This is a genomic window from Streptomyces sp. NPDC026377 (assembly GCF_055567715.1).
On record NZ_JBVHPV010000004.1, the window covers coordinates 401,023 to 423,954 of the forward strand.

Annotated in this window: 24 protein-coding genes; 13 read left to right on the forward strand and 11 right to left on the reverse strand. The window is 71.2% G+C overall.

What is annotated here, in order from left to right:
• The first annotated feature begins 67 nt into the window (after positions 1 to 67).
• Both ACZ4MU_RS12080 and ACZ4MU_RS12085 read left to right on the forward strand, forming a co-directional pair.
• On the forward strand, positions 68 to 1,072 hold the full coding sequence (locus ACZ4MU_RS12080) for a helix-turn-helix transcriptional regulator (protein WP_467874403.1): 1,005 nt from the start codon (positions 68 to 70) through the stop codon (positions 1,070 to 1,072).
• A gap of 101 nt (positions 1,073 to 1,173) precedes the next feature.
• Positions 1,174 to 1,698 carry a DUF4240 domain-containing protein gene (locus ACZ4MU_RS12085; protein WP_467874651.1) on the forward strand — a complete coding sequence of 175 codons (525 nt, stop codon included), beginning with the start codon at positions 1,174 to 1,176 and terminating at the stop codon, positions 1,696 to 1,698.
• Here ACZ4MU_RS12085 and ACZ4MU_RS12090 read toward each other — a convergent pair.
• Together ACZ4MU_RS12090 and ACZ4MU_RS12095 are read right to left on the reverse strand one after the other, a co-directional pair.
• Positions 1,690 to 2,769 (reverse strand): PP2C family protein-serine/threonine phosphatase, encoded by a 1,080-nt coding sequence (locus tag ACZ4MU_RS12090; protein ID WP_467874405.1) that lies wholly within the window; start codon positions 2,767 to 2,769, stop codon positions 1,690 to 1,692. The two genes, ACZ4MU_RS12085 and ACZ4MU_RS12090, sit on opposite strands and share 9 nt — an antisense overlap.
• Before the next feature lie 48 nt (positions 2,770 to 2,817).
• Positions 2,818 to 3,312: a GNAT family N-acetyltransferase gene (locus tag ACZ4MU_RS12095; protein ID WP_467874408.1), complete on the reverse strand. Its 495-nt coding sequence runs from the start codon at positions 3,310 to 3,312 to the stop codon at positions 2,818 to 2,820.
• Between the two features lie 85 nt (positions 3,313 to 3,397).
• On the opposite strand from ACZ4MU_RS12095, the gene ACZ4MU_RS12100 reads away from it, so the two are divergent.
• Together ACZ4MU_RS12100 and ACZ4MU_RS12105 are read left to right on the forward strand one after the other, a co-directional pair.
• Positions 3,398 to 4,285 carry a TIGR01777 family oxidoreductase gene (locus ACZ4MU_RS12100; RefSeq protein ID WP_467874411.1) on the forward strand — a complete coding sequence of 296 codons (888 nt, stop codon included), beginning with the start codon at positions 3,398 to 3,400 and terminating at the stop codon, positions 4,283 to 4,285.
• Positions 4,286 to 4,528: 243 nt separating this feature from the next.
• Positions 4,529 to 5,881 carry an NAD(P)/FAD-dependent oxidoreductase gene (locus ACZ4MU_RS12105; RefSeq protein ID WP_467874413.1) on the forward strand — a complete coding sequence of 451 codons (1,353 nt, stop codon included), beginning with the start codon at positions 4,529 to 4,531 and terminating at the stop codon, positions 5,879 to 5,881.
• Positions 5,882 to 6,247: 366 nt separating this feature from the next.
• Here ACZ4MU_RS12105 and ACZ4MU_RS12110 read toward each other — a convergent pair whose 3' ends face one another.
• Complete coding sequence (locus tag ACZ4MU_RS12110) at positions 6,248 to 7,714, reverse strand: regulator (RefSeq protein WP_467874415.1); 1,467 nt, start codon at positions 7,712 to 7,714, stop codon at positions 6,248 to 6,250.
• Positions 7,715 to 7,923: 209 nt separating this feature from the next.
• Here ACZ4MU_RS12110 and lipB point away from each other — a divergent pair, with 209 nt between their 5' ends.
• The 4 genes from lipB to ACZ4MU_RS12130 all read left to right on the forward strand — a co-directional run bounded on the left by lipB (position 7,924) and on the right by ACZ4MU_RS12130 (position 11,059).
• Positions 7,924 to 8,721, forward strand: a complete 798-nt coding sequence (gene lipB / locus ACZ4MU_RS12115; RefSeq protein WP_467874418.1) for a lipoyl(octanoyl) transferase LipB — start codon at positions 7,924 to 7,926, stop codon at positions 8,719 to 8,721.
• Positions 8,722 to 8,848: 127 nt separating this feature from the next.
• Positions 8,849 to 9,886, forward strand: coding sequence for a lipoyl synthase (lipA, locus tag ACZ4MU_RS12120; RefSeq protein ID WP_467874421.1), 1,038 nt, complete (start codon positions 8,849 to 8,851; stop codon positions 9,884 to 9,886).
• A 251-nt stretch (positions 9,887 to 10,137) separates the two neighbouring features.
• Entirely contained in the window at positions 10,138 to 10,341 is a 204-nt protein-coding gene (locus tag ACZ4MU_RS12125) for an SCO2195 family GlnR-regulated protein (protein WP_467874423.1), read from the forward strand.
• A 19-nt stretch (positions 10,342 to 10,360) separates the two neighbouring features.
• Complete coding sequence (locus ACZ4MU_RS12130; RefSeq protein WP_358834223.1) at positions 10,361 to 11,059, forward strand: DUF4191 domain-containing protein; 699 nt, start codon at positions 10,361 to 10,363, stop codon at positions 11,057 to 11,059.
• Between the two features lie 170 nt (positions 11,060 to 11,229).
• On the opposite strand, the gene ACZ4MU_RS12135 is transcribed toward ACZ4MU_RS12130, so the two are convergent.
• Positions 11,230 to 11,697: an RDD family protein gene (locus tag ACZ4MU_RS12135; RefSeq protein ID WP_467874426.1), complete on the reverse strand. Its 468-nt coding sequence runs from the start codon at positions 11,695 to 11,697 to the stop codon at positions 11,230 to 11,232.
• Positions 11,698 to 11,939: 242 nt separating this feature from the next.
• On the opposite strand from ACZ4MU_RS12135, the gene glnA reads away from it, so the two are divergent.
• Both glnA and ACZ4MU_RS12145 read left to right on the forward strand, forming a co-directional pair.
• A complete protein-coding gene (gene glnA, locus ACZ4MU_RS12140) occupies positions 11,940 to 13,349 on the forward strand; it encodes a type I glutamate--ammonia ligase (RefSeq protein WP_467874428.1) in 1,410 nt (469 codons plus the stop codon).
• A gap of 350 nt (positions 13,350 to 13,699) precedes the next feature.
• A complete protein-coding gene (locus ACZ4MU_RS12145) occupies positions 13,700 to 14,566 on the forward strand; it encodes a hypothetical protein (RefSeq protein ID WP_467874431.1) in 867 nt (288 codons plus the stop codon).
• Positions 14,567 to 14,924: 358 nt separating this feature from the next.
• On the opposite strand, the gene ACZ4MU_RS12150 is transcribed toward ACZ4MU_RS12145, so the two are convergent.
• The 4 genes from ACZ4MU_RS12150 to ACZ4MU_RS12165 form a co-directional block, all read right to left on the reverse strand.
• Positions 14,925 to 15,734, reverse strand: a complete 810-nt coding sequence (locus ACZ4MU_RS12150) for a phosphotransferase (protein WP_467874434.1) — start codon at positions 15,732 to 15,734, stop codon at positions 14,925 to 14,927.
• A 79-nt stretch (positions 15,735 to 15,813) separates the two neighbouring features.
• A complete protein-coding gene (locus tag ACZ4MU_RS12155; RefSeq protein ID WP_467874436.1) occupies positions 15,814 to 15,957 on the reverse strand; it encodes a hypothetical protein in 144 nt (47 codons plus the stop codon).
• Between the two features lie 2 nt (positions 15,958 to 15,959).
• Entirely contained in the window at positions 15,960 to 17,075 is a 1,116-nt protein-coding gene (locus tag ACZ4MU_RS12160) for a radical SAM protein (RefSeq protein WP_467874438.1), read from the reverse strand.
• Positions 17,068 to 17,502 (reverse strand): ATP-binding protein, encoded by a 435-nt coding sequence (locus ACZ4MU_RS12165; protein ID WP_467874440.1) that lies wholly within the window; start codon positions 17,500 to 17,502, stop codon positions 17,068 to 17,070. The genes ACZ4MU_RS12160 and ACZ4MU_RS12165 overlap by 8 nt, the downstream gene beginning before the upstream one ends.
• 156 nt (positions 17,503 to 17,658) lie before the next feature.
• Here ACZ4MU_RS12165 and ACZ4MU_RS12170 point away from each other — a divergent pair, with 156 nt between their 5' ends.
• Positions 17,659 to 18,972, forward strand: coding sequence for a helix-turn-helix domain-containing protein (locus ACZ4MU_RS12170; protein WP_467874442.1), 1,314 nt, complete (start codon positions 17,659 to 17,661; stop codon positions 18,970 to 18,972).
• Here ACZ4MU_RS12170 and ACZ4MU_RS12175 read toward each other — a convergent pair.
• Positions 18,969 to 19,511, reverse strand: a complete 543-nt coding sequence (locus tag ACZ4MU_RS12175; protein WP_467874444.1) for an NUDIX hydrolase — start codon at positions 19,509 to 19,511, stop codon at positions 18,969 to 18,971. The two genes, ACZ4MU_RS12170 and ACZ4MU_RS12175, sit on opposite strands and share 4 nt — an antisense overlap.
• Before the next feature lie 311 nt (positions 19,512 to 19,822).
• Entirely contained in the window at positions 19,823 to 20,104 is a 282-nt protein-coding gene (locus tag ACZ4MU_RS12180; RefSeq protein ID WP_101388032.1) for a hypothetical protein, read from the reverse strand.
• Positions 20,105 to 20,231: 127 nt separating this feature from the next.
• Here ACZ4MU_RS12180 and ACZ4MU_RS12185 point away from each other — a divergent pair, with 127 nt between their 5' ends.
• Entirely contained in the window at positions 20,232 to 20,591 is a 360-nt protein-coding gene (locus tag ACZ4MU_RS12185) for an arsenate reductase family protein (RefSeq protein WP_467874446.1), read from the forward strand.
• An 83-nt stretch (positions 20,592 to 20,674) separates the two neighbouring features.
• On the opposite strand, the gene ACZ4MU_RS12190 is transcribed toward ACZ4MU_RS12185, so the two are convergent.
• Positions 20,675 to 21,610 carry a Gfo/Idh/MocA family protein gene (locus ACZ4MU_RS12190; RefSeq protein ID WP_467874449.1) on the reverse strand — a complete coding sequence of 312 codons (936 nt, stop codon included), beginning with the start codon at positions 21,608 to 21,610 and terminating at the stop codon, positions 20,675 to 20,677.
• 206 nt (positions 21,611 to 21,816) lie between these two features.
• Between ACZ4MU_RS12190 and glnII the strand changes: the two genes are divergently transcribed.
• Positions 21,817 to 22,854 (forward strand): glutamine synthetase, encoded by a 1,038-nt coding sequence (gene glnII, locus ACZ4MU_RS12195; protein ID WP_467874452.1) that lies wholly within the window; start codon positions 21,817 to 21,819, stop codon positions 22,852 to 22,854.
• Positions 22,855 to 22,932 lie beyond the last annotated feature (78 nt).

A 22,932-nucleotide genomic window follows, 5' to 3' on the forward strand; every position in this document is an offset into this window, starting at 1 on the left:
GGCGCGGCTCGGTGCCGTGCCCCCGGGGGCCGTTCCCGTCCGGCCGGACCCGGGCGATCATGGACGTATGCGTGCCGCCCGACTGATCAAGATGGTGCTGCTCCTCCAGTCGCGCCCCTCCATGTCCGCCGCCGAGCTGGCGCGCGAGCTGGAGGTCTCCGAGCGGACCGTCACCCGCGACGCCCAGGCGCTGAGCGAGGCGGGCGTCCCGGTCTACGCGGACCGGGGCCGCAACGGCGGCTACCGGCTGGTCGGCGGCTACCGCACCCGTCTCACCGGTCTGGGCAGGGACGAGGCCGCCGCGCTGTTCCTGTCCGGGGTGCCGGGCGCCCTGCGCGACATGGGCCTTCAGGACGCGGCCTCGGCCGCCCGGCTGAAGGTGTCGGCGGCCCTGCTCCCCTCGCTGCGGGACGCGCCGGCGAGCGCCGGGCGGCGCTTCCACCTGGACGCGCCCGCCTGGTGGCGCGAGCCGGGGACGCCCGGGCACCTGCCCGCCGTCGCCCGTGCCGTGTGGGCGGACCGGGCTCTGCGGGTGGTCTACCGGCGCCGTGACGGGGAGGCCGTGGAGCGCCGTCTGGAGCCGTACGGGCTCGTCCTGAAGGCCGGGGTCTGGTACGTGTGCGCCCGCGCCGACGGGGAGCGGCCGGGCTTCCGGGTGTACCGGCTCGACCGGTTCGACGAGGTGCGCGAGGGCGGGGAGGCGTTCGTCCGGGACGACTCCTTCGACCTGGCCGGGTTCTGGGCCGAGCGGGCGGCCGACTTCGCCCGGGCGATGCTTCGGGAGACCGTGCTTGTGCGGGTCTCCGAGGCGGGCGCCGCCCGGCTGCCGTCGGTCCTGGGAGACCGGGAGTCGGTCCTGGCGGCCCTGGCGGCGGCCGGTGAGGCGGACGCGCGGGGCCGACTGACCGTGGCGCTGCCGGTGGAGTCCTGCGACGTGGCGTTCGGCCAGCTGATGCCGCTGGGCGCCGAGGTGGAGGTGCTCGAACCCGCTGCGCTGCGGGAGCGGTTCGCGGCCGCCGCCCGCGCGATGGCCGGGCTCTACGCCGGCACGCCGGACGCTGCGGACGGGTGAGCCGCAGGGATGGGACCGCTGGTTCGATCCGGACGCCCGAAGGGCTGATTTGTACGGCTCCGCGTGCGCGCCCACCCGCCAGCCACGATGCTGGACCCGTGATGGACGAGACGGAGTTCTGGGAGCTCATCGACAGTACCCGCGCGGACGCCGAGGGTGACCCCGAGGACCACGCGGAGCTGTTGGTGGAACGCCTGCTGGGCCTCGACCCGGAATCCGTCCTGGACTTCGCCCGGCATTTCGAGGCCCGCTACAACCGCGCGTACGTCTGGGATCTGTGGGGCGCGGCGGCCGTGCTGCTCGGCGGCGCCGGTGACGACGCCTTCGACTACTTCCGCTGCTGGCTCATCGGGCAGGGCCGCGAGGTGTTCGAGGGCGCCCTGCACGACCCGGACCGGCTCGCCGAGCTCCTGGACGACTTCGACGAGGAGATCGACGGGGACGGCGAGGAGCTCGGCTACGCGGCGGACGAGGCGTACGAGCAGCTCACCGGGGTCACCGCGCCCGCTCCGGGCATCTCGCCGCAGCCCTCCGAGCCGCTGGGCACCCCGCTCGACCCGGAGGACGAGGCCGCCCTGGCGGAACGGTTCCCCCGGCTGTGGGAGCGGTTCGGCGGCTCACTCTAGAGGCGGCGCGTCCACGGCCAGGGCCAGCAGCGCCACATCGTCCTGGGCGCGGCCCGCGTACCGCACGAGGTCGTCGCGTACCGCCTCGGTGAGCGTCACCAGACCGTCGCGCGGTGCCAGGCCCGCCAGCCGCTCCGCGAGCGGGTAGAAGACCCCGGCCCCGTCGCGTGCCTCGGTCACCCCGTCCGTGTACGCGAGGATCCTGTCCCCCTCGGCGAGTCCGACCCGCAGTTCGCGCGGTGGCGCGAGACCGGCCAGGCCGAGGCCCAGCGGTGGGGCGGGCTCGGCGGCCAGTTCGGCGGCGCCGCCCCCGCGCAGCAGGAACGGCCGGGGGTGCCCGCAGCTCACCACCCGTACGACCGGCTCGCCGGGCGGGAACTCCAGCAGCAGCGCGGTCGCGAACAGCTCGCCGTCGGCTCCCGCGTCGGTCACCAGGCGGCGGTCGAGGCGGGCGGCGACGCCGGGCAGCGTGGGTTCGTCGAGGACCGCCTCGCGGAAGGCGCCGAGCAGCGCGGCCACCGTGCCGACCGCCGCCAGGCCGTGGCCCTGGACGTCCGCGATCACCGCCCGGACGCCGTGCGGGCCCTCGCGTACGTCGTAGAAGTCGCCGCCGACCAGGGTGCCGCGCTGGGCGGCCTGGTAGAGCCCGGCGCAGCGCACCGGCCCCACCGCCCGCGGCAGTGGCGGCAGCACCGCGAGCTGGGCGGCCTCCGCCACCGTGCGGACGGTCACCAGCTGGTGGTCGCGGTGCTGGCGCACCCGGGCCACCACGATGCTGAAGACCACGACGACCGCGAGGGTGAGGATGTCGCCGGGGTGCGGGTACCAGTCGCGGGTGTGCGGCAGCAGTACGCCGACGAAGGTGATGGTGGCCAGCACGACCGTGCCGAGCGGGCCGTAGGCGAAGGCGGCGAGCGGGGGCACGGCGGCCAGGAAGTAGCCGAGCTCGACGCCGTTGGGGGTGGCGAGCTGGGCGGCCGTGATCCCGGCCAGGACCACCACCGGCAGCGCCCGCTGCCACAGGGGCCGGGGGGCGACCGGCAGCAGCCCGGACGCGCCCTCGTCCACCATGGGGAACTCCTCGGCCGCCGGGTTCGCGCTGCTACCTCCTGTTCTACGTCACTCGGTGAGCGCGCGCCCCATCAGCACGTCGTCCACGTACTCCCCGTCCAGCAGGAACTCCCCCGGCAGGACCCCCTCGACCATGAAGCCCTCCGAGGCGTAGAGGGCGCGGGCGGGGGTGTTGTGGCCCAGGACGCGCAGGGTCAGGCGGCGCGCGCCCTGGCGCCGGGACTCCTCGACGGCGGCGCGCAGCAGCGCCCGGGCCAGACCCCGGCCCCGGGCGTCCTCGGCGACCACCAGGCCCTGGATCTGGCGGACGTGGCCGTTGCACTCCAGGGCGGTGGGCCGGACCAGCCGCAGATATCCGGCCACCCAGCCGTCGAGCTCCGCCACGAGGTAGTGCGCGGGCGGGTTCGCGGGGCCGAAGAACGGCTCCGGCGGCGGCGTGGGCCGGGGCTGGACCGAGTGCAGCGGCGACCAGACGTCGTGGTCGAGTTCGGCGAGGGCGATCGCGTCGCCGAGGCGGGCGGGACGTATGCGAGGCGCGGACATGGGGCAACTGTGCCATCGGGGACGGATGAGGAAGCATGGTTTCCGTTCCGGACCGGGGCACCCTCCACCATCGGGAGAAGGCGGCATGCGGATCGCTATCACGGGCTCGACCGGGCTCATCGGCACGGCGCTGGGCCGCTCGCTGCGGGCGGACGGGCACCAGCCGGTCTCCGTGGTGCGGCGCCCGGCGCGGACCGCGGACGAGGTCGAGTGGGACCCGCGGCGCCAGTACGTGGACGCGGCGGGGCTCACCGGGTGCGAGGCGGTGGTCCACCTCGCCGGGGCGGGGGTCGGGGACCACCGGTGGACGGACGCGTACAAGAGGGAGATCCGCGACAGCCGGGTGCTCGGCACGGCCGCCCTCGCCGAGGCCCTGGCCTCGCTCGACGAGCCGCCCAGGGTACTGCTGTGCGGCACGGCGATCGGCTACTACGGCGACACGGGCACGCGCGTGGTGGACGAGGAGGCGCCGCCCGGCGAGGGCTTCCTGGCGCGGGTCTGCGTGGAGTGGGAGGAGGCGGCGGCCCCGGCCCGGGAGGCGGGCATCCGTACGGTGTTCGCGCGCACCGGGCTCGTGGTGGCCCGCGAGGGCGGCGCCTGGGGCAAGCTCTTCCCGATCTTCCGGGCGGGGCTCGGCGGGCGGCTCGGCGACGGCCGCCAGTACTGGTCGTTCATTTCCCTGCACGACGAGATCGCGGCGCTGCGCCACCTCCTGGACACCCCCGAGGTGTCGGGCCCGGTGAACCTGACGGCCCCGGAGCCGGTCACCAACCGCGAGGTGACGGCGGCGATGGCCCGGGTGCTGCGCCGCCCGGCGCTCTTTCCGGTCCCGGCCCCGGCGATCCGGCTGGTCCTGGGCGAGTTCGCCGAGGACGTCCTCGGCAGCCAGCGGGTGCTTCCCCGACGACTCCTGGAGTCGGGCTTCAGATTCGCGTTCCCGGGGATCGACGGGGCGATCCGGGCGGCGGGGTAGGCGTGCGGGATCACCGGCGTCCCCTCGTGGGGCGGCTCCGCGTACCCGCCCGGCCCGCCCGGCCCGCCCGGCCGGAAAGACCCCGGCGCACGGGGTGCGCCGCCGTGCCTCCGTGCCCGGTCGTGTGCGCGACCCGGGGAATCGACCGCGCTTTCTAGTCTCTCTCTCCGAACTCCTGCATTTCGTTCACTCGTTGGGGGCATGAGGCCTCCACCAAGCCGCGCCGACCTCAGGGAGGGGCACGTGCTCAGCAGCGCACACCAGGCGGACGTCGTCATCGTGGGGGCCGGGCTCGCCGGCCTGTCAGCGGCTCACCAGCTGACCGGCGCGGGGGTCTCGGTCATGGTCCTGGAGGCCGCCGGGGAGGTGGGCGGGCGCATGTCCACCGAGCACCTCGACGGCTTCCGTCTCGACCGGATCGGCCAGCTGCTCTCCACCTCGTACCCGGAGCTGACCCGCTCGCCGGGACTGGACGGGCTGGCCCTGAGCGCGTTCGCGCCCGGGGTGCTCGTCCACAGCGCGGGCCGCCACTACCGGGCGGGCGTACCGCGGAGCGCGCGGGGCGCACTCGCCACGGCGCGCGCCCTCGCGAGCGCCCCCAGGGGAGGCACCCGGGGCGTGCCCAGGAGCACCGCGCGGGCCGCCGCCACCCCGCTGGGCGGCCCGGTCGACCAGGCCCGCCTCGGCGCCTCGCTCGCCCGGCTCGCCGCGACGCCGGTGGAGCGGCTGCTCGCCCGGCCCGAACTGCCCATCGGGACGGCCCTGCAGACCCGGGGGCTGCCCGCCCGCACCCTCGACGGGTTCGTCCGCCCGCTGCTCTCGGCGCTGCTCTGCGACCCGGACCTCACCACCTCCAGCCGGTGCGCGGACCTCGCGCTGCGCGGCTTCGCGCGCGGACGGCTGTGTGTGCCGTCGGGGGGTGCCTCGGTGCTGCCCGAACTGCTGGCGGCGGCGCTGCCGCCCGGCACGGTCCGCAGCGGCGTGAAGGTCACCTCGGTCGCCACGACCGCCGTGACCACCGCCGACCACGGCGTGATCAACTGCCGCTCGCTGCTGCTGGCCACCGACGCGCGCGCCGCCTCCGAGCTGCTGCCCGGGCTGCGGGTGCCGCCGTTCCACCCGGTGACGGTGGTGCACCACACCGCGCCCGCGCCCCCGCTGGCCGAACCGGCGCTGCTGCTGGACGCCGACGGGGGCGGGCCGGTGGCGCACACGGCGGTGATGAGCGAGGTCGACCCGGCGCGCGCGCCGCGCGGGCGGGCGCTCATCAGCTCCACCGTGCTGGGCCCGCCGCCGCCGGACCTGGAGAGGTCGGTCCTGGCCCATCTGGGACGGCTGTACGGGACGTCCACGGCGGACTGGGACCTGCTGGCGGTCCGCCACACCCCCGAGGCGGTCCCGGCGATGTCGGCGCCGCACGACGTGCGCCGCCCCGTGCGGCTGCTGGCGGGCCTGTACGTGTGCGGGGACCACCGGGACACCAGTACGGTCCAGGGGGCCCTGTACTCGGGCCGCAGGGCCGCCCACGCCCTCCTGTCCGACCTGGGCCTGCGCCCGGCAACCCCGGAACCGATGCCCCTCAGGCCGGCGGCCTGACCGGACCCCGTTTCGGCCCACGGCCGACGGCGACAGCTTTCGTCTGCGGACCGTGGGTGGCTGGTCGCGCCGTTCCCCGCGCCCCTAGGCACCTAGGGGCGCGGGGAACCGCGCGAGCAACCCACCACGACCGGCAGCCGAAGGGCGGGTTCAGGGGCGCGGGGAACCGCGCGAGCAACCCACCACGACCGGCAGCCGAAGGGCGGGTTCAGGGGCGCGGGGAACTGCGCGACCAGCCACCCACAACCCGCAGCCAAACACAGGCCCAGGGGCGCGGGGAACTGCGCGAGCAACCCACCACACCCCCGCAGACGAAACGCGCCCCCGGGACGGCAACCGCGCCCCGCCCCGGGGGGCACCCCGTGACTACCCGAGCGCGGCAACCCGATCGCGATACGTCCGCACCGCCGCCGCATCCCGATAGGGCTCAAGCCGCCGCTCGAAGTCCCGCACATACTCGATCGCCCGCACCGACCGCATCTCGCTCGCCTGCTGCGCCGCCTCCGCCGCCAGCGCGCATGCCTGGTCGAGCTCCCCGAGCCCGAGCCGGGCGCACGCGAGCACCACCCGGCAGAAGAGCCGGGACCGCGCGTACGCCGGGGCGCGCAGCTGCAAGGAGCGCTCGGCGTGCTGCGCGGCCGCCCGGTACTGCTGGAGGTCCCGGTGGCAGTGCCCGAACTCGTCCGCCAGCTGAGCGTCGTCGAAGCACCGGGCCCAGTGCGGCACCTCGTCCCCCGGCCGCGCCGCCTCCATCGCCCGTTCCGCCCGCACCAGCGACGCCGTGCACGCCCGGATCTCGCCGAGCACCCCGTGCCCGCGCGCCTCCACGCAGTGCAGCATCGCCTGCACCACCGGCGGCGCCGAGGACCCGACGCCCTGCTGGGCGACCCGGGCGAGCTGCACCGCCTCCCGGCCGTGGCCGAGGTACACGGCCTGGCGGCTCATGGTGACCAGTACGTACGACCCGTACGCCCGGTCGCCCGCCGCCTGCGCGAGACGCAGCGCCTGGACGAAGTACCGCTGTGCCAGACCGTGCGCGGCGATGTCGTACGAGGTCCAGCCCGCGAGGCGGGTGAGGTCGGCGGCCGCCGCGAAGAGCCTGCGGCCGATGTTCTCGCCGTAGCTGCCGCGCAGCATGGGTTCGGCCTCGTGCTCCAGATAGCGCACCAGGGCCTGGCGCGCGTGGCCGCCTCCGTAGGCGTGGTCCAGGGTGCGGAAGAGCTCCCCGACCGAGCGCAGGGCCGCGATGTCACCGCTGGTCACCCGCTGCCCCGGGCCCCGTTCGGAGCCGCGCTGCCGGGGCACCGCGGGCCGGCCCTGGCTGGGGATGCGGGGGGCCGCCGTGGCCGGCTCGCCCGCGAAACGCGGGGAGGGGTCGCCATGGCCCACGCGTTCGTCGGCCCGGCCGATCAGCCAGTCCCGGCTGGGCACCACGAGCCCGGCCGGGGTGAAGGCGATCTTCCGTAGCTCGACGTGGCTGCCCGAGTCCTTGCGCCACAGACCGCTGACGATGTCGACGGCCTCCTCCGGGGTCGCCGCGAACTCGAGCCCGGCGTACACCGGCGCACACGCGTCGAGCCCCAGGTCCTGGGCCGAGAGTCTGCGCCCCAGGCGCCGGGTGAACACCTCGGCGATCAGCGCCGGCGTGGTGCCGCGTGGCTGCTGCCCGCGCAGCCACCTCGTCACCGACGTCTTGTCGTACCGCAGGTCCAGGCCGTGTTCCAGCCCTAGCTGGTCCACACGGCGCGCGAGCCCCGCGTTGGAGAATCCGGCCTCCGCGATGAGTGCGGCGAGCTGTCGGTTGGGTGTGCGCTGTGCGGGTCGTTCCGTCATCAGCTGTGCGATCTCCTGCCTTCCGGGCCAAGCGGGCAGCCCTCATGGAACGGGGGGAATTTAGCGGCCAATAACGCCCTGACCGCCGCCTTCGCCCCGCATTCATCCGATCGTGTGAGGAGGTGCCGTTTCTGCCCGCCGCACGCTGCCATCGAACGCGGTCGTACAGTGGCTGAGGCGCATGGATGCACTTGGGTGAGGAGCCGGGCGTGAACGAGCTGCGATTTGTCCGACTGGGTTTCGGTGACGACGCGGTCGAGTACCAGGAGGCCTGGGACGAGCAGCGGCGGGTGCACGCGGCCCGGTTCGCCGACGAGGTCCCCGACACCTGTCTGCTCCTGGAGCACCCGCCGGTCTACACGGCGGGCCGGCGCACGGACCCCAGCGAGCGCCCCCTGGACGGGACGCCGGTGGTGGACGTGGACCGGGGCGGCAAGATCACCTGGCACGGCCCGGGGCAGCTCGTCGGCTACCCGATCCAGAAGCTGCCGCGCCCGGTGGACGTGGTGGCGCACGTGCGCCGCCTGGAGGAGGCCCTGATCCGTACGGCCGCCGACTTCGGTCTGGAGACCACCCGGATCGAGGGCCGCAGCGGGGTGTGGGTGCTGGGCGACCCCGTCGAGCAGCGCCCGAAGCCCGGCGGCCTCTCCCTCGACTTCGACCCGCGCCTCACCGACGAGGAGTTCGACCCGCGCCTGAACGGGCCGGAGTACGCCCCCTCGAACGCGGGCCAGCGCCGCGAGGACCGCAAGCTCGCAGCGATCGGCATCCGCGTCGCCAAGGGCGTCACCATGCACGGCTTCGCGCTGAACGTGAACCCGGACAACACCTGGTTCGACCGGATCGTGCCGTGCGGCATCCGCGACGCGGGCGTGACCTCGCTCTCGTACGAACTGGGCCGCGAGATCCGGATCGCCGACGTCCTGCCGGTGGTCGAGAAGCACCTCAAGGAGATCCTGGAGAACGCGGACCTGGCACCGAGGGAGATCGAGCGGGCTACCGCCTAGTACGCCCGGGGCGCACCAGTGAACGGGAATGCGCCCCTCTGGCCACGGGTTGGCCAGACGTAATGCCACGCAAATAACGGGCGTACCCTGGTGTCCGCCGAAGAATCGAAGTCATAGGGAGCACGTCGTGTCCGCAGTCGCACCCGACGGACGCAAGATGCTGCGCCTGGAGGTCCGGAACAGCCAGACCCCCATCGAGCGCAAGCCCGAGTGGATCAAGACCCGGGCGAAGATGGGCCCCGAGTACACCAAGATGCAGAGCCTGGTGAAGAGCGAGGGGCTGCACACGGTCTGCCAGGAGGCAGGCTGTCCCAACATCTTCGAGTGCTGGGAGGACCGCGAGGCGACCTTCCTCATCGGCGGCGACCAGTGCACCCGGCGCTGCGACTTCTGCCAGATCGACACGGGCAAGCCCGAGGCGCTCGACCGCGACGAGCCCCGCCGCGTGGGCGAGTCCGTGGTCACCATGGACCTGAACTACGCCACGATCACCGGCGTCGCCCGCGACGACCTGGCGGACGGCGGCGCCTGGCTGTACGCGGAGACCGTGCGCCAGATCCACGCGCAGACGGCGGACCGCGCGGAGGGCCGCACCAAGGTGGAGCTGCTGGCTCCCGACTTCAACGCGGTGCCCGAGCAGCTGGCCGAGGTCTTTTCCTCCCGCCCCGAGGTCTTCGCGCACAACGTCGAGACCGTGCCGCGCATCTTCAAGCGCATCCGCCCCGGCTTCCGCTACGAGCGCTCGCTCGACGTCATCACCCAGGCGCGCGACTACGGCCTGGTGACCAAGTCGAACCTGATCCTCGGCATGGGCGAGACCCGCGAGGAGGTCAGTGAGGCGCTCCAGCACCTGCACGACGCCGGGTGCGAGCTGATCACCATCACGCAGTACCTGCGTCCGTCGGTGCGCCACCACCCCGTGGAGCGCTGGGTGAAGCCGCAGGAATTCGTGGAGCTGAAGGAGGAGGCCGACGAGATCGGCTTCTCCGGTGTGATGTCGGGCCCGCTGGTCCGCTCCTCGTACCGCGCGGGCCGGCTCTTCCAGCAGGCGATGGAGCGCCGGGGCGCGAAGGCCGCGACCCAGGAGACGGGCGCCGGGGTTGCGGCTGCCGGGGCCGTGAGCGCCACCGAGGCCGCACCCGCGGTGGGCGCCGTCGGCGTGTGAATTCGCGCACAAAGTATTACTGGCCGGTAATGGCCGATTCGACGCGGTTCCCGCGCCCTTCGCAGGTAGGAGGCGCGCGGGGGCCGCGTCGGCGTTTCTCCCGGGCGCGTCAAGGTTTCATTGCCGTTTGACCGCCCGGACACGCCCTGGTAACACCAGTCAGTGACGCTGTACACACGCACCGCGCACGCTCCCCGTGTGTGCGCCGGAGTGCACGCCCCACTGCTGTCCGTCCCAGGGAGGACCCCACGATGCAGTCCGCGACGACCGTACGCGCCACCGCGCTCCCGTCCGTCACCGACGCGCTGCGTGCCATGGAGTCCGTCCTGCTGGCCGCCGGCCAGCGCACGGCCCGCCGCAACGCCTGGACCGCGGTCCTGGAGGACCGCCGCCGCGCCAAGGACCGGACCGAGGTCCAGCACGTACTGGAGGCCGTGGCTAGCCGTCGGCCCTGAGCCACGTAAACTTCGGTTCATGGCGAGGAAGGAAATCGCAGACACTACTGCGAACACCGGGCGACTGAAGCAGATCGCCCTCACGTACAAGATGACCCGCAAGGCCGACTCCAAGGTCGGTCTCGTCGTCGCGGCAGTGGGAATCGTCACCTTCGGCGTCTTCCTCGCGCTCGGGTTCCTGATCGGTCACCCCATCTACCTGGGCATTCTCGGCTTCCTGCTGGCCTTCCTCGCCATGGCGATCGTCTTCGGACGCCGTGCCGAGCGCGCTGCCTTCGGGCAGATGGAAGGACAGCCGGGGGCCGCGGCCGCGGTGCTCCAGAACATCGGACGCGGCTGGACGACGACCCCGGCGGTGGCGATGAACCGCAGCCAGGACGTGGTGCACCGGGCGGTCGGCAGGGCCGGCATCGTGCTGGTGGCCGAGGGCAACCCGAACCGGGTGAAGTCGCTGCTGGCGGCCGAGAAGAAGAAGATGGCGCGGATCGTGGTGGACGTCCCCGTCCACGACGTCGTGGTCGGCGACGGAGAGGGCCAGGTGCCCCTGAAGAAGCTCCGCACCACCCTGCTGAAGCTCCCGCGCGTCCTGGCGGGGCCGCAGGTCACCGCGGCCAACGACCGGCTGCGCGCGATGGGCGACCTCATGAGCAACATGCCGCTTCCCAAGGGGCCGATGCCCAAGGGGATGCGGATGCCGCGCGGCGGGAAGGCGCGCTGACGCTCCGCTGGGGCGTGCGGGAAGGGGCCCGGCAGAACCGAGAGGTTCTGCCGGGCCCCTTCCTTTGTTGCGCGTGCGTGTTCGACTGCGGGTCGTGTGTGGCTGGTCGCGCGGTCCCCGCGCCCTTGAAAGGGCGGCCCTTCGGGCGCCCCCCAGGGGGCCGGGGGCTGCTAGATCCGGACCTGGATCGCTCGCGAGAGGCGGTCGTGCAGGCCCCGGCCGTCCCGGTCCCAGACCAGGGCCGGGACGGCGAGGCACAGCAGCACGCTGCGCAGCAGGGCGCGCGGGAAGCTCAGCCGGCCGCCGCCCTCCGCGATCAGCCGCAGACCCAGGACGCGCTTGCCGGGCGTGGCGCCGACCGTGCCGACGGTCAGGATGCTCATCACCAGGAAGACGACGAGCGCCCAGTTGTTGGTGAGGTGGAGCTGGCGGTGCGCGAGCAGCCCGTATGCGATCAGGGCGCTCACCGACCAGTCGATGAAGATGGCGCCGAAGCGCCGACCCAGGGGGGCGATGGCGCCCGGCCCCTCCTCCGGCAGACCGAGCTGCTCGCCCCGGTAACCGAAGTCGACGCCCATCTCCTCGGCCGCCGCCTTGGGCCCGGAGAGCCACGATCCGATTGCTTGCCTGTTGTCCACGCTTCCACGGTACCGGCCGGCCTCCACGCCCCCACCCCCGGGATGGCCCGGAGGCCCGGTTATATCCCTTTTGTACGGGTCCTGATGTGACCCCTGCCCGGGTCCCGGTTAACTTGGGCGAAACAAACGGGTCACGCTTGAGAAATCCCGCCTGCCTATGGTCGGGTCCAGCGTGTGCCACCGCACTGGCCGCACCACGAGCTACAACCCCGTCTCCCCCGGACGGGAGTAGGAGGAGTTGGATGTTCCAGAACGCCGACGACGCCAAGAAGTACATCGCGGACAATGACGTCAAGATGGTCGACGTCCGGTTCTGCGACCTTCCCGGCGTGATGCAGCACTTCACGATCCCGGCGACGGCGTTCGACCCGGCCGAGGAGCTGGCGTTCGACGGCTCGTCGATCCGCGGCTTCCAGGCCATCCACGAGTCCGACATGGCGCTGCGCGCCGACCTGTCGACCGCGCGCCTGGACCCGTTCCGCCGCGACAAGACGCTGAACATCAACTTCTTCATCCACGACCCGATCACGGGCGAGCAGTACAGCCGCGACCCGCGCAACATCGCCAAGAAGGCCGAGGCCTACCTCGCGTCGACCGGCATCGCGGACACGGCGTACTTCGGCCCCGAGGCCGAGTTCTACGTCTTCGACAGCGTGCGCTTCGCCACCACGGCGAACGAGGGCTTCTACCACATCGACTCCGAGGCGGGCGCCTGGAACACCGGTGCGGTCGAGGACAACCGCGGCTACAAGGTCCGCTACAAGGGCGGCTACTTCCCGGCCCCGCCGGTGGACCACTTCGCCGACCTGCGGGCCGAGATCTCCCTGGAGCTGGAGAAGTCCGGCCTCCAGGTCGAGCGCCAGCACCACGAGGTGGGCACGGCCGGCCAGGCGGAGATCAACTACAAGTTCAACACGCTGCTGGCCGCGGCCGACGACCTGATGCTCTTCAAGTACATCGTGAAGAACGTCGCCTGGCGCAACGGCAAGACCGCGACCTTCATGCCGAAGCCGATCTTCGGTGACAACGGCTCGGGCATGCACGTCCACCAGTCCCTGTGGACCGGCGGCGAGCCGCTCTTCTACGACGAGCAGGGTTACGCGGGCCTGTCGGACACCGCCCGCTACTACATCGGCGGCATCCTCAAGCACGCCCCGTCGCTGCTGGCCTTCACCAACCCGACGGTGAACTCCTACCACCGCCTGGTCCCCGGCTTCGAGGCCCCGGTCAACCTCGTGTACTCGCAGCGCAACCGCTCCGCCGCGATGCGCATCCCGATCACGGGCTCGAACCCGAAGGCCAAGCGCGTCGAGTTCCGCGCCCCGGACCCGTCCTCGAACCCGTACCTCGCCTTCTCGGCGCTGCTCCTCGCGGGCCTCGACGGCATCAAGAACAAGATCGAGCCGGCCGAGCCGATCGACAAGGACCTCTACGAGCTCGCCCCCGAGGAGCACGCGGGCGTCCCCCAGGTCCCGACCTCCCTCCCGGCGGTACTGGAGGCCCTGGAGGCCGACAACGAGTACCTCCAGGCGGGCGGCGTCTTCACGTCCGACCTGATCGAGACGTGGATCGACTACAAGCGCACGGCGGAAATCGCCCCGATCCAGCTGCGCCCGCACCCGCACGAGTTCGAGCTGTACTTCGACATTTAGCAGGGCCCCGGGTCGGAGCGGGTCTCCGCTCGCCTGAGCCGTTTGTGGGCCGTCGGCCGTGTCTTCCACCGTCCAGGTGGGGCACGGTCGGCGGTCTTTTTCCTATACCGGTCATGCTCGTTGCCCGTCTCGCCCCCCCCGCATTCGCCCGCGCAGTTGGAGAGACCTCCTGTAGAGTGCGGGCAGTTCTCGGCCTGCGGAGGTCCGGACGCCAGCAAAAGTACGTGAGCCCGGTACTCACAGAAGCTGCGCAAGGGTGTGGAGCACTCACTCCGCGAAGCAGTCGATCAAGTGCGGTCTCACTAGGTATGTGACCCTGATGCGCTGGCCGGGCAGTGGCGAGGTGAAGCATGCCCGCAAGCCGACGCAAGAATGCCGCCCGCATCCGTGCCCTCTACACAGGTGAGAAGCCGGCCGCTGCCGAGACCGGAATCGCCCGCGACCACTCCATGGGGCTGGACGTCTGTCGTTCCGACCAGCAAGAAGTCCGAGCTCTACTGGCAATCGGCCTGCTAAACCATGGGGTTGACCATGAGGGCCCGGCTGGGTGGCAACTGTCCCTCCTCAGCACCTATACCTTCACGGTCTCCCCTCGTTTCGAGCGCCTGGTGCTCATCACCGATGTGCCTGACAATGTGGCCAGTCGTCTGCTCCGCCGCCCGGATGGAAAGACTGGCCTGCCTGGTCTGCGGCTTGAGGAACGTCGCGGCCACGGAAGCTACGTAATGCGACATCTGCCGACTTCTGCGCAGGTCGTGGTTACGCGTAATTCATTCGGAGCACCTACCGGCGCGCTTAATGAGCCCTACTTCGACTACATGACCACGGACACACCGCTCACTGACGCCGAACGGGATCAGTTGGCTGTGGTCCCCCGCATGACCACGGAAGCTCAATGCCTCTTGGCCGGCCTCTTCTCCCGGATCGGTGTCCGTGACCCCCACGGAACCTGGGCCATCGGCAACTGGTTCTACGATCCTCTGGAGTGCCCAGGCCGGCTCGACAAAGCCCGCAGACCGTTCGGGGCTCGCAAGCTCCATGGGGCCGACGACAGGTGGGAGTTGCAGTGGAACGCATATCCCTATCCGGATGATCTGGCTGCGGCGATGACCGATCCAATCGTCGGTATCCCGGGAGCCAGGACCATCTCAGCGACTGGCGATCTCATCATCACCCTCAAAGGCGCTGCTCTCCGCCTTCGCTCGCGGCGTACCTAGTCGGCGATACGCCATCCAGCCCTTTCATCGCCAACAGGAAGCACTCGCGTCGTGATCGAGATCCTGGGGACCACGGTCACGGGCATGCCCTGGTGGGCTGCCTGCCTGGTCGTCGCATTCGCTGGTTTGGCCTTGTTTGTTCTCCGGGTGCTCCGAGTGCTCATCCCAAATGACTCCAGCGATCGACTGGCATGGTGGATTGCCCTCCTGGATCACCGTCGCCACATGACAGAAAAGGGCCGACCGCGGCAAGGGACCGCCGGTAGGCGTCGCAAGGCACGCGCCCGAAGCCGCACGGGCGGCGAAGGATCCACCTGATGTCCCTCGTGCACCGCACCTCTTGACTCGGAGGTCAGGCTCAGGCGCGAGCAGTGCGGTGGTCGCACCACTGCCGCACGGCCGACCGCTGGCGGCTCGTCCAGTCATCTGACGCGTTCCCCGCGATCTCATCCCACAGGCCGGAACTCGCTACGGCGAAAGCGTCGACGGCCGCTGGCGACGCCGTAGACCAGCTGGGCACTCGCGAGACCACATACTCCGCTTCTTCGGGGATGTGACCAGCAGCGATGAGCCAGATGATCCAGTATGCCGCGTCGAGCCAGGCCGCCCCCCGTGTCGCCCAGCCCCAGTCGACCACGTACGCGCGATCGTCCGTGATGAGGACGTTGTGGTTGTTCCAGTCGGTGTGGAGCAGGGCGTCGCCCTTGAACATCTCGGCGTCCGCCGGGTTGTCGACGTAGGCGGTCAAACGCTGTTCCGCACGACGGAGTTCGATATCAGGACACGGGATCTCGCCGAGTCGCCGCATGGCCTCGACGACCTTCGGAAGGTCGGGGGAGCGCGGTGAGTAGTCGGCATGACGGCCGTCGATCGCCTCGAAGCCGAGGATGTCCCATCCGTCGGTGACGATGCGGAAGAGCAGGCGTGGGGCAAGCGGGGTGACGTACCCGTTGATGTCCGCTTCACGCCGCTGGGTCCAGACCCAGCGGTGGTCGGTGCGCAGGCCCTTGAGGAAGACGGCCCCGATGGCAGTCCGCAGACGCGCGGACACGGCGCTGTTGAGTCCGGCCGAGATCGACTCCGCCTTCAGGATCGGACCGGTCTCGGCCTCGATGGCGGAGCGGACTCGGGCGGGCAGGTCGCCGAATTCGACTGCGGTCACGGGCATGGCGGACAGGGTCCCAGATGTGAGGACCGAAGGGAGCTCCCGGCGCGGAGTGGTGCCGAAAACCCCCTCCGATGGTTGGTCAGTTGTACGGGTTGTCGTCGCCGCAGCCGGGCAGGGCGGCCTGGGCGAAGGCGTCCAGGTCCTCGATGACTTCGATGAGGAAGTCTCCTTCCTCGGCGTCGAGCGATCGGAACGGTGCGATGTCGATGGGTACGGGTGCCATGGTCAGCTCCTTGTCTCTGCGTGTTGGCAGTACCTGTTCAGCGGTGCCTTCGCCTCCTGGTAGAGCTTGGCCAGCGGCCTGCAGACCCGGCAGGTGCCGGAGAGCTGGCAGCCGGTACAACCACCGGTGCGAAGCATCAGGGAGTCCGCCACGCCGCAGAGACGGGCGAGACCCCCGACTCCTTCGGTGATGAGCGGGATGGCCTCGTCGCGGCCGGCCTTGCAGATGGACGCCATGCCGTGCGGGTCGACGTGGAAGAAGGTGTGGCCGGCGTTGCAGCCCAGGAAGGGTTCGCGGTCCGCGAGGTGATCCGGTGCCTGGGAGGCAAGGCTTTCGGCGCCGCCGTAGATCGTCGGAGACATGTGGGTGTACTCGCGGTACGACAAGTCGTAGCGGTCGGCCAGGGCCCGCATCCCGTCGGCCTCGTGAGCGTTGTGCCGAGTGATGATCAACGCGAGGTCGAGGGGCAGCCCGGCTTCGTGCGCGCCGTTCAGCCCCTTCAGGAACATGCGGTGCGAGCCTTTGCGGCGGGTCAGCCCGTCGTACGCCTCGGCGGTGGCGCCGTACACGCTGAGGGTGATCTTGTGCGGGCGGCGCTGTGTGAGCAGAGCGAGGTTCTTCGCGGCCGCGAGACGGGACCCGTTGGTGAGGATCTCCACCAGCATCCCCAGCTCGTGGGCCCTCTGGTAGGTCTCCGGGAACAGCTTGTCGATCATCGGCTCGCCGCCGGTCAGCTGGAGCCACAGAACGCCGGCCGCCTGGATCGCGTACAGGAGTTGCTCTCGCTCGGGCCATTCCAGTCCGGAGAACCGCTTCAGGCCGAGGTAGCAGTGGTCGCAGTCGTAGTTGCAACCAAGATTCAGTTCGTACGACGCGCGCCCGTACCCCAAGGGTGAGGGCAGCCGGACGGCGACCGCCTCGTGAACTCGTCGGCCGTTGAGCTCCACACCCCAGGTGCGTTGTGCGACGTTGATGAGCCAGGTCGGGACGCGGACATTTGCGTCGGCTGCCTGCATGAGCCAGGAGTACTCGATGAAGGGGAGCTTGACTGCCTTGGGACTGCCCGGCCGCACGAGGAGAGAGTTCTCCAGATATGGGGCAGCGATCAGTTCATACATCGTTCTCCTCCTTCGAGGCGTCGAGCAGGAGGCGGGCCCACACGGTCTTGCCGAGCGGATGACGGAAGTGGTGGCCGGTCTCCTCAGCAAGCGCCGCGACCAGCTGCAAGCCGCGGCCGCACTCATCGTCGGACCCCGCTCCGACCGGCCGGGGAGGGAGCGGGCTCGTGTCGGAGACCTCGACCAGACAGGTGACCCCACTGACGGTCACGCGGACTTCGAAGAGAGGGCCGGGGTTGGGTCCGTGCTGTACGGCGTTGGCGGCCAGCTCACCGCAGACCAGGAGCGTCCGGTCGATGTCGTCCGCGCCGCAGCCCCAGTCCGCCAGTGCCTTACCGACCTGTCTGCGGACCAGGGGGACGCACTGGGGGCTGGAGGTGAGCCGCATGTGCCACTGCTCGGTGATTGGCTGATCGTGCTTTGCCATAGGGAGCATCGCGTCTCCTCACGAGTGGTTCGAGGGACCAGTTCACCGCGATCACCGGTCACCGGATCAGGTCACGTTGGTTACCCAACGTGGGTAAAATTCTGTGGAGTTGAGGCACCGACTGCCCGTGCTGCGGGCTGAGGAAGAAGGACGCGAGTGTCCGGACCACAGCCCGACCGCGCGCTACCGGCGGCGTTACTGGCCGACCCGGGGTGGCAGGAAGCCTGTCGTCAACGCGATTTCACCCGGATCTTTCGGCTGCTCAAGGTGAAGGCCGGGGTCTATCCTTCGCGGATCGCGAGGCTGTGCGACATGACGCCCAGCAGGGTCGGCGAGATCATGGCAGGGCGTCGCAGCCTGGCTCATATCGATGTCATCGAGCGGGTGGCCGACGGTCTCCGTATCCCCGGCGCGATGCTGGGCCTGGCCCACCGCCCCTGGGAGATTCCAGCGCGGGAATGGACGTGGGAACAGGCGGCGGTGCCCGTACGGCCGACCGGGGGCAAACCACCCGCTGCCCTTGAACCCGGCGAGAGTCTGGACGCCCTTCTCGCACTCGCCGACGAGCGAGTCACCCGCTCAACGCTTACCGCTCTGCAATCATCCGTTGAGGACTACTGGCGCCGGGACGACCAGCACGGCGGCGCGGCACTGCGGCCCGCCGTCGTGGGGCACCTGCGCTATGTGCTCCATCTGATGCACGGCGCGGACGCCGCGCTGCGGTGCGACTTGCAGTACCTTGCGGCTGAACTGGCCCGGCTCGCGGGCTGGGCCTGCTTCGACGCCCGCCAGTTCAGCACCGCCCGCACCTATTTCACTCAGGCCCTCAAGCTGTCCCATGGTCAGGACGACCGGCTGTTCATGGCCAACGTGCTCTCCTGCATGAGCCTGCAAGCCACCTACGACGGCCATCCGAACGACGCCGTCGCCCTCGCCTGCAAGGCCCAGGACGCCGCCCGCGCTGCGGGAGACCAGCCGCTGGTCATGTCCATGCTTCACATGCGTGAAGCCTTCGCCCACGCCACGCTTCGCGACGCCTCCTCGTGCCACCAGGCTATCGACCGCTCGCGCGACGCATTCGACCGGGCTCGGGAGCACGAGGGCGAAGCACCCTCCTGGGTCCGCTACTTCGACGAGAACAAGCTCATCGTCGACACCGGGATCGCGCTGGCCCGTCTCGGCGAAGCCTCGCGTGCCGAACCGCTCATCGCCGAGGGGCTACGCCGGGACAAGGCCACGCAGAATCGGGGTCGCGCTTTCCACGCCTTCTGGCTGGCCAGCACTCAACTCCAGCAGGGCAAGCTCGACGCCGCGTGCCGCAGCGCCGAGGTCGCGCTCGACCTCACCGCTTCGATCGACTCACCCCGCGTCGCCGGACACGTCCAGGAGTTCCGCCGCTGCCTGGTGCCGTACGCACATGAGACGCCGGTGATCGCGTTCGAGTACCGGATGCGGGAGACCCTCGGCTAACCGGCGGGTTTGGTGGCCTCGTCCAGCAGCAGATAGAGCAGGCCGACCAGGGTGCCGCTGCTGACGATCTCCCGGCGGTCGATCATTCCCCGGATCTCCGTGATCGGGATCCATTCGATCCGGTCCGACTCGTTCAGCTCCGTCGGCGGGCCCGCGTACGTGGCGCCGTCGGCGCGGAAGACGTGGTGCTCCGAGTCGGTGATGCCGTTCGCGGGCTGTGCGTAGACGAGGGGCTTCATGGCCTCGACCCGCCAACCGGTTTCCTCCTCGACCTCCCGCGCGGCGGCCTGCTCCGGTGTCTCGTCGGCCTCGATGAGACCCATGGGAAGTTCCCAGCCCCAGGTGTCGGTGATGAACCGATGGCGCCACATCATCAGGACCCGCCGGCGGTCGTCGACCACGGCCGCCACCGCCAGGTGCCGCATACGGACGACATGGTGCTCCCAGCGACGTCCGTCGGGCTGCTGGACGTCCACGAGCCACAGGTTGACCCAGGGGTTGTCATAGATCTGCCGTTCGCCATGGACGGTCCACCGCATGGGTCCAACTCCCTTTCGCCGACGCGACTCCCAGGATGTCACTCCGCTGCGAATCGGGCCGCCCCTCGTGGCTTCATGAGACCCCGGACCGCGAGGTCCTGTGGACCGCCAGCCACAACTGGAGCGGGAACTCGCTGCGGCAGAGCGACGAGACCATGCTCCGGCTGGAGGACAGCGGCGTCTTCGACGCATACGTCGCCAACTCCAACAAGCTGCGCGCCGCCACCACCCACCAACGGGGCCCCGGCCACCTGCTGAGGCGGCGGGCGGGAGTGCCGCGCCCGGTTTCCTCCGGGCGCGGCACCCTGCCGTCAGCGGCCCGAGCGGATCAGGGCCCGGACCATCCGGCACGTCGTGTCCGACGGCGGGTGCACGCCGATCAGCTCCGCCGTGCTCCGTATCTTGCGGTTGGGCGCGTGCTCCGGCTGGTAGACCCCCGTGTCGAGCAGCGCGATGGCCAGGCGCATCGCCTTGAGGCGCCTGTTGTGCGTCTCGTACCACACCCGCGGGCGTCCGGCCGGGAGCGGCACCTTCTTCAGGGACATCAGGGACAGCTGTTGCGGGGCGCGCGACGTCAGTACGGCAGCGGCCATGGGCATCCTCCTGGGCTGTCGGGAACCCTCACGAACTGCCTCAATTTTACTGCCCGCCACTGACAATCGCCGCTGGCCGTACGGTCTTTGAGCAGGTCACAGGCGTACCGGCGGTACCGTGTCCCCCATGGAGATCTGGATCAACCCCGCCTGTTCCAAGTGCCGCGGCGCCATCGACCTGCTGGACGCCGAGGGCGCCTCGTACACCGTCCGCCGCTACCTGGAGGACGTGCCGTCCGAGGACGAGATCCGGGACGTGCTCGGCCGGCTCGGACTGGAGCCGTGGGACATCACGCGCACCCAGGAGGCCGAGGCGAAGGAGCTCGGGCTCAAGGAGTGGCCGCGCGAGGAGGGATCGCGCGGGCGCTGGATCGCCGCGCTCGCCGCGCACCCCCGGCTCATCCAGCGCCCGATCATCACGGCGGACGACGGCACGGCGGTGGTGGGCCGCACCGAGGAGGCGGTACGGGACGCGCTCTCCCGGTGAGGTCCCGGGGGCCGGACACCCCGAGGGCCGGACATCCCTCGGCCCCGTCACCACCCGGCCCCGTCAGCGCGAGGCCCGGCCCCTCACGCCTCCCCCAACTGCCGCTCCGCCTCCGTCAGGATCTCGCTCACCCGCGCCCCGAACCCCGCGTCGCACGGATGCGGCACCCCGCCGCGGGCCGCGTCCAGCAGTGCGTCCAGCGCCGCCGCGAACGCCTCGTCCGCCCCGCCCCAGTCCGGCAGCCGCTCCACGCCCCGCTCGCCCAGGAGTTCCACGCCCACGCCCGCCACGGCCTCGGGCGCGGCGAAGCCCAGCGTCACCGTGGCGGAGGCGCCCGAGGCGTGGCGCAGGACCAGATGGACGGTGTCGTCGGGGCCGGGCGCGGCCGTCACCCGGGTCACCTCGCCGAGCACCGGCAGCAGCACCGACAGGACGTGCGGGCCGACGTCCCACAGCGCGCCCTTCTCCCGGCGCCAGGGCGAGACGGCGTACGGACTCGGGGCGGCGCCGGGGGTGAAGAGCGCGCCCAGCCAGTGCGCACGCGCCGTGAACCAGCCCTCCAGGCCGGTCCGGCTGTCGATCCACCCGGCGGTGCCTGGGGCGAAGCGCAGGGTGAAGAAGACCACGGAGGCGACCCCGGCACGCCGCGCGGCCTCCGTGACCTCGCGCGCCCGGTCCGTGTCCGTGGCGACCGGCTTGTCGAGCAGCAGATGGCAACCGGCCCCGGCCGCCCGGACGGCGAGCGGTGCCTGGACGTCCGGGGGCAGCGCGAAGGCGACCGCGTCGCACGCCGCGAAGAGCTCGTCCACGTCCTCGTACACGGGAACGGAGTGCTCGGCGGCGAGCTGGGCCGCAGCCTCGGGGCGGCGCCCCCAGACCCCGGTGAACTCGACGTCCCGGTGCGCGGCGAGCGCGGGCGCGTGGGTGGCGACCGCCCAGGGGCCGGTGCCGAGGAGGCCGACACGGAGAGGTGCGGGAGGGGCTGCGGAGGCGGATGCGGCGCCGGATACGTCGGTCATACCGATCAGTGTGCTCGCCGGCCACGGAGGAAACCCCGGGTGCACGGACGTAACCCGGGTAACACCGGGTTCACACACGGGCAACGGACGGGAAATCCCGGGATGTGAGGCTGCCCCCAGCAGCCCCGGACGCCCCGCACGGCGCCGACGGCCCGCCGCACCGCGGCTCCCGCACCACCAGCAGCTCCCCGCAAAGGATGGCTTCCGTGACGTTCAAGGCTGAGTACATCTGGATCGACGGCACCGAGCCGACCGCCAAGCTCCGCTCGAAGACCAAGATCATAGCGGGTGTGCCGGACGGCGCCGAGCTGCCGGTGTGGGGCTTCGACGGCTCCTCCACCAACCAGGCCGAGGGCCACGCCTCCGACCGGGTCCTGAAGCCGGTCTTCTCCTGCCCGGACCCGATCCGCGGCGGCGACAACCTGCTCGTCCTGTGCGAGGTCCTGGACATCGACGGCACGCCGCACGCCTCCAACACGCGCGCCCTGCTGCGCCCGGTCGCCGAGCGGTTCGCCGCGCAGGAGCCCGTCTTCGGCATCGAGCAGGAATACACGTTCTTCGACGGCACCCGCCCGCTGGGCTTCCCGGTCGGCGGCTTCCCGGCCGCGCAGGGCGGCTACTACTGCGGTGTCGGCGCCGACGAGATCTTCGGCCGCGAGATCGTCGAGAAGCACCTCGACCACTGCCTCGCCGCGGGCCTCAGCATCTGCGGCATCAACGCCGAGGTCATGCCCGGCCAGTGGGAGTTCCAGGTCGGCCCGGTGGGCCCGCTGGAGGTCTCCGACCAGCTGTGGATCGCGCGCTGGCTGCTCTACCGCACCGCCGAGGAGTTCAACGTCTCGGCGACGCTCGACCCGAAGCCGGTGAAGGGCGACTGGAACGGCGCGGGCGCGCACACCAACTTCTCCACCAGGGCGATGCGCGAAGGCGACCAGGGCTGGGGCGCGATCATCACCGCGTGCGAGTCGCTCGGCGAGGGCTCCAAGCCCATGGACCACGTGAAGAACTACGGCGCCGGGATCGACGAGCGCCTCACCGGTCTGCACGAGACCGCCCCGTGGAACGAGTACTCCTACGGCGTCTCGGACCGCGGCGCCTCGGTGCGCATCCCGTGGCAAGTCGAGGTGGACAAGAAGGGCTACATCGAGGACCGCCGCCCCAACGCCAACGTCGACCCGTACGTGGTGACCCGGCTCATCGTCGAGACCTGCTGCACCGGGCTGGAGAAGGCCGGTCAGGTCTGAGCCGTACAACCCGTCAGGTCCGAGCCGTACGACGTGTCTCCGAGCCGTACGACCGGTCGGGTCCGAGCCGTACGACGT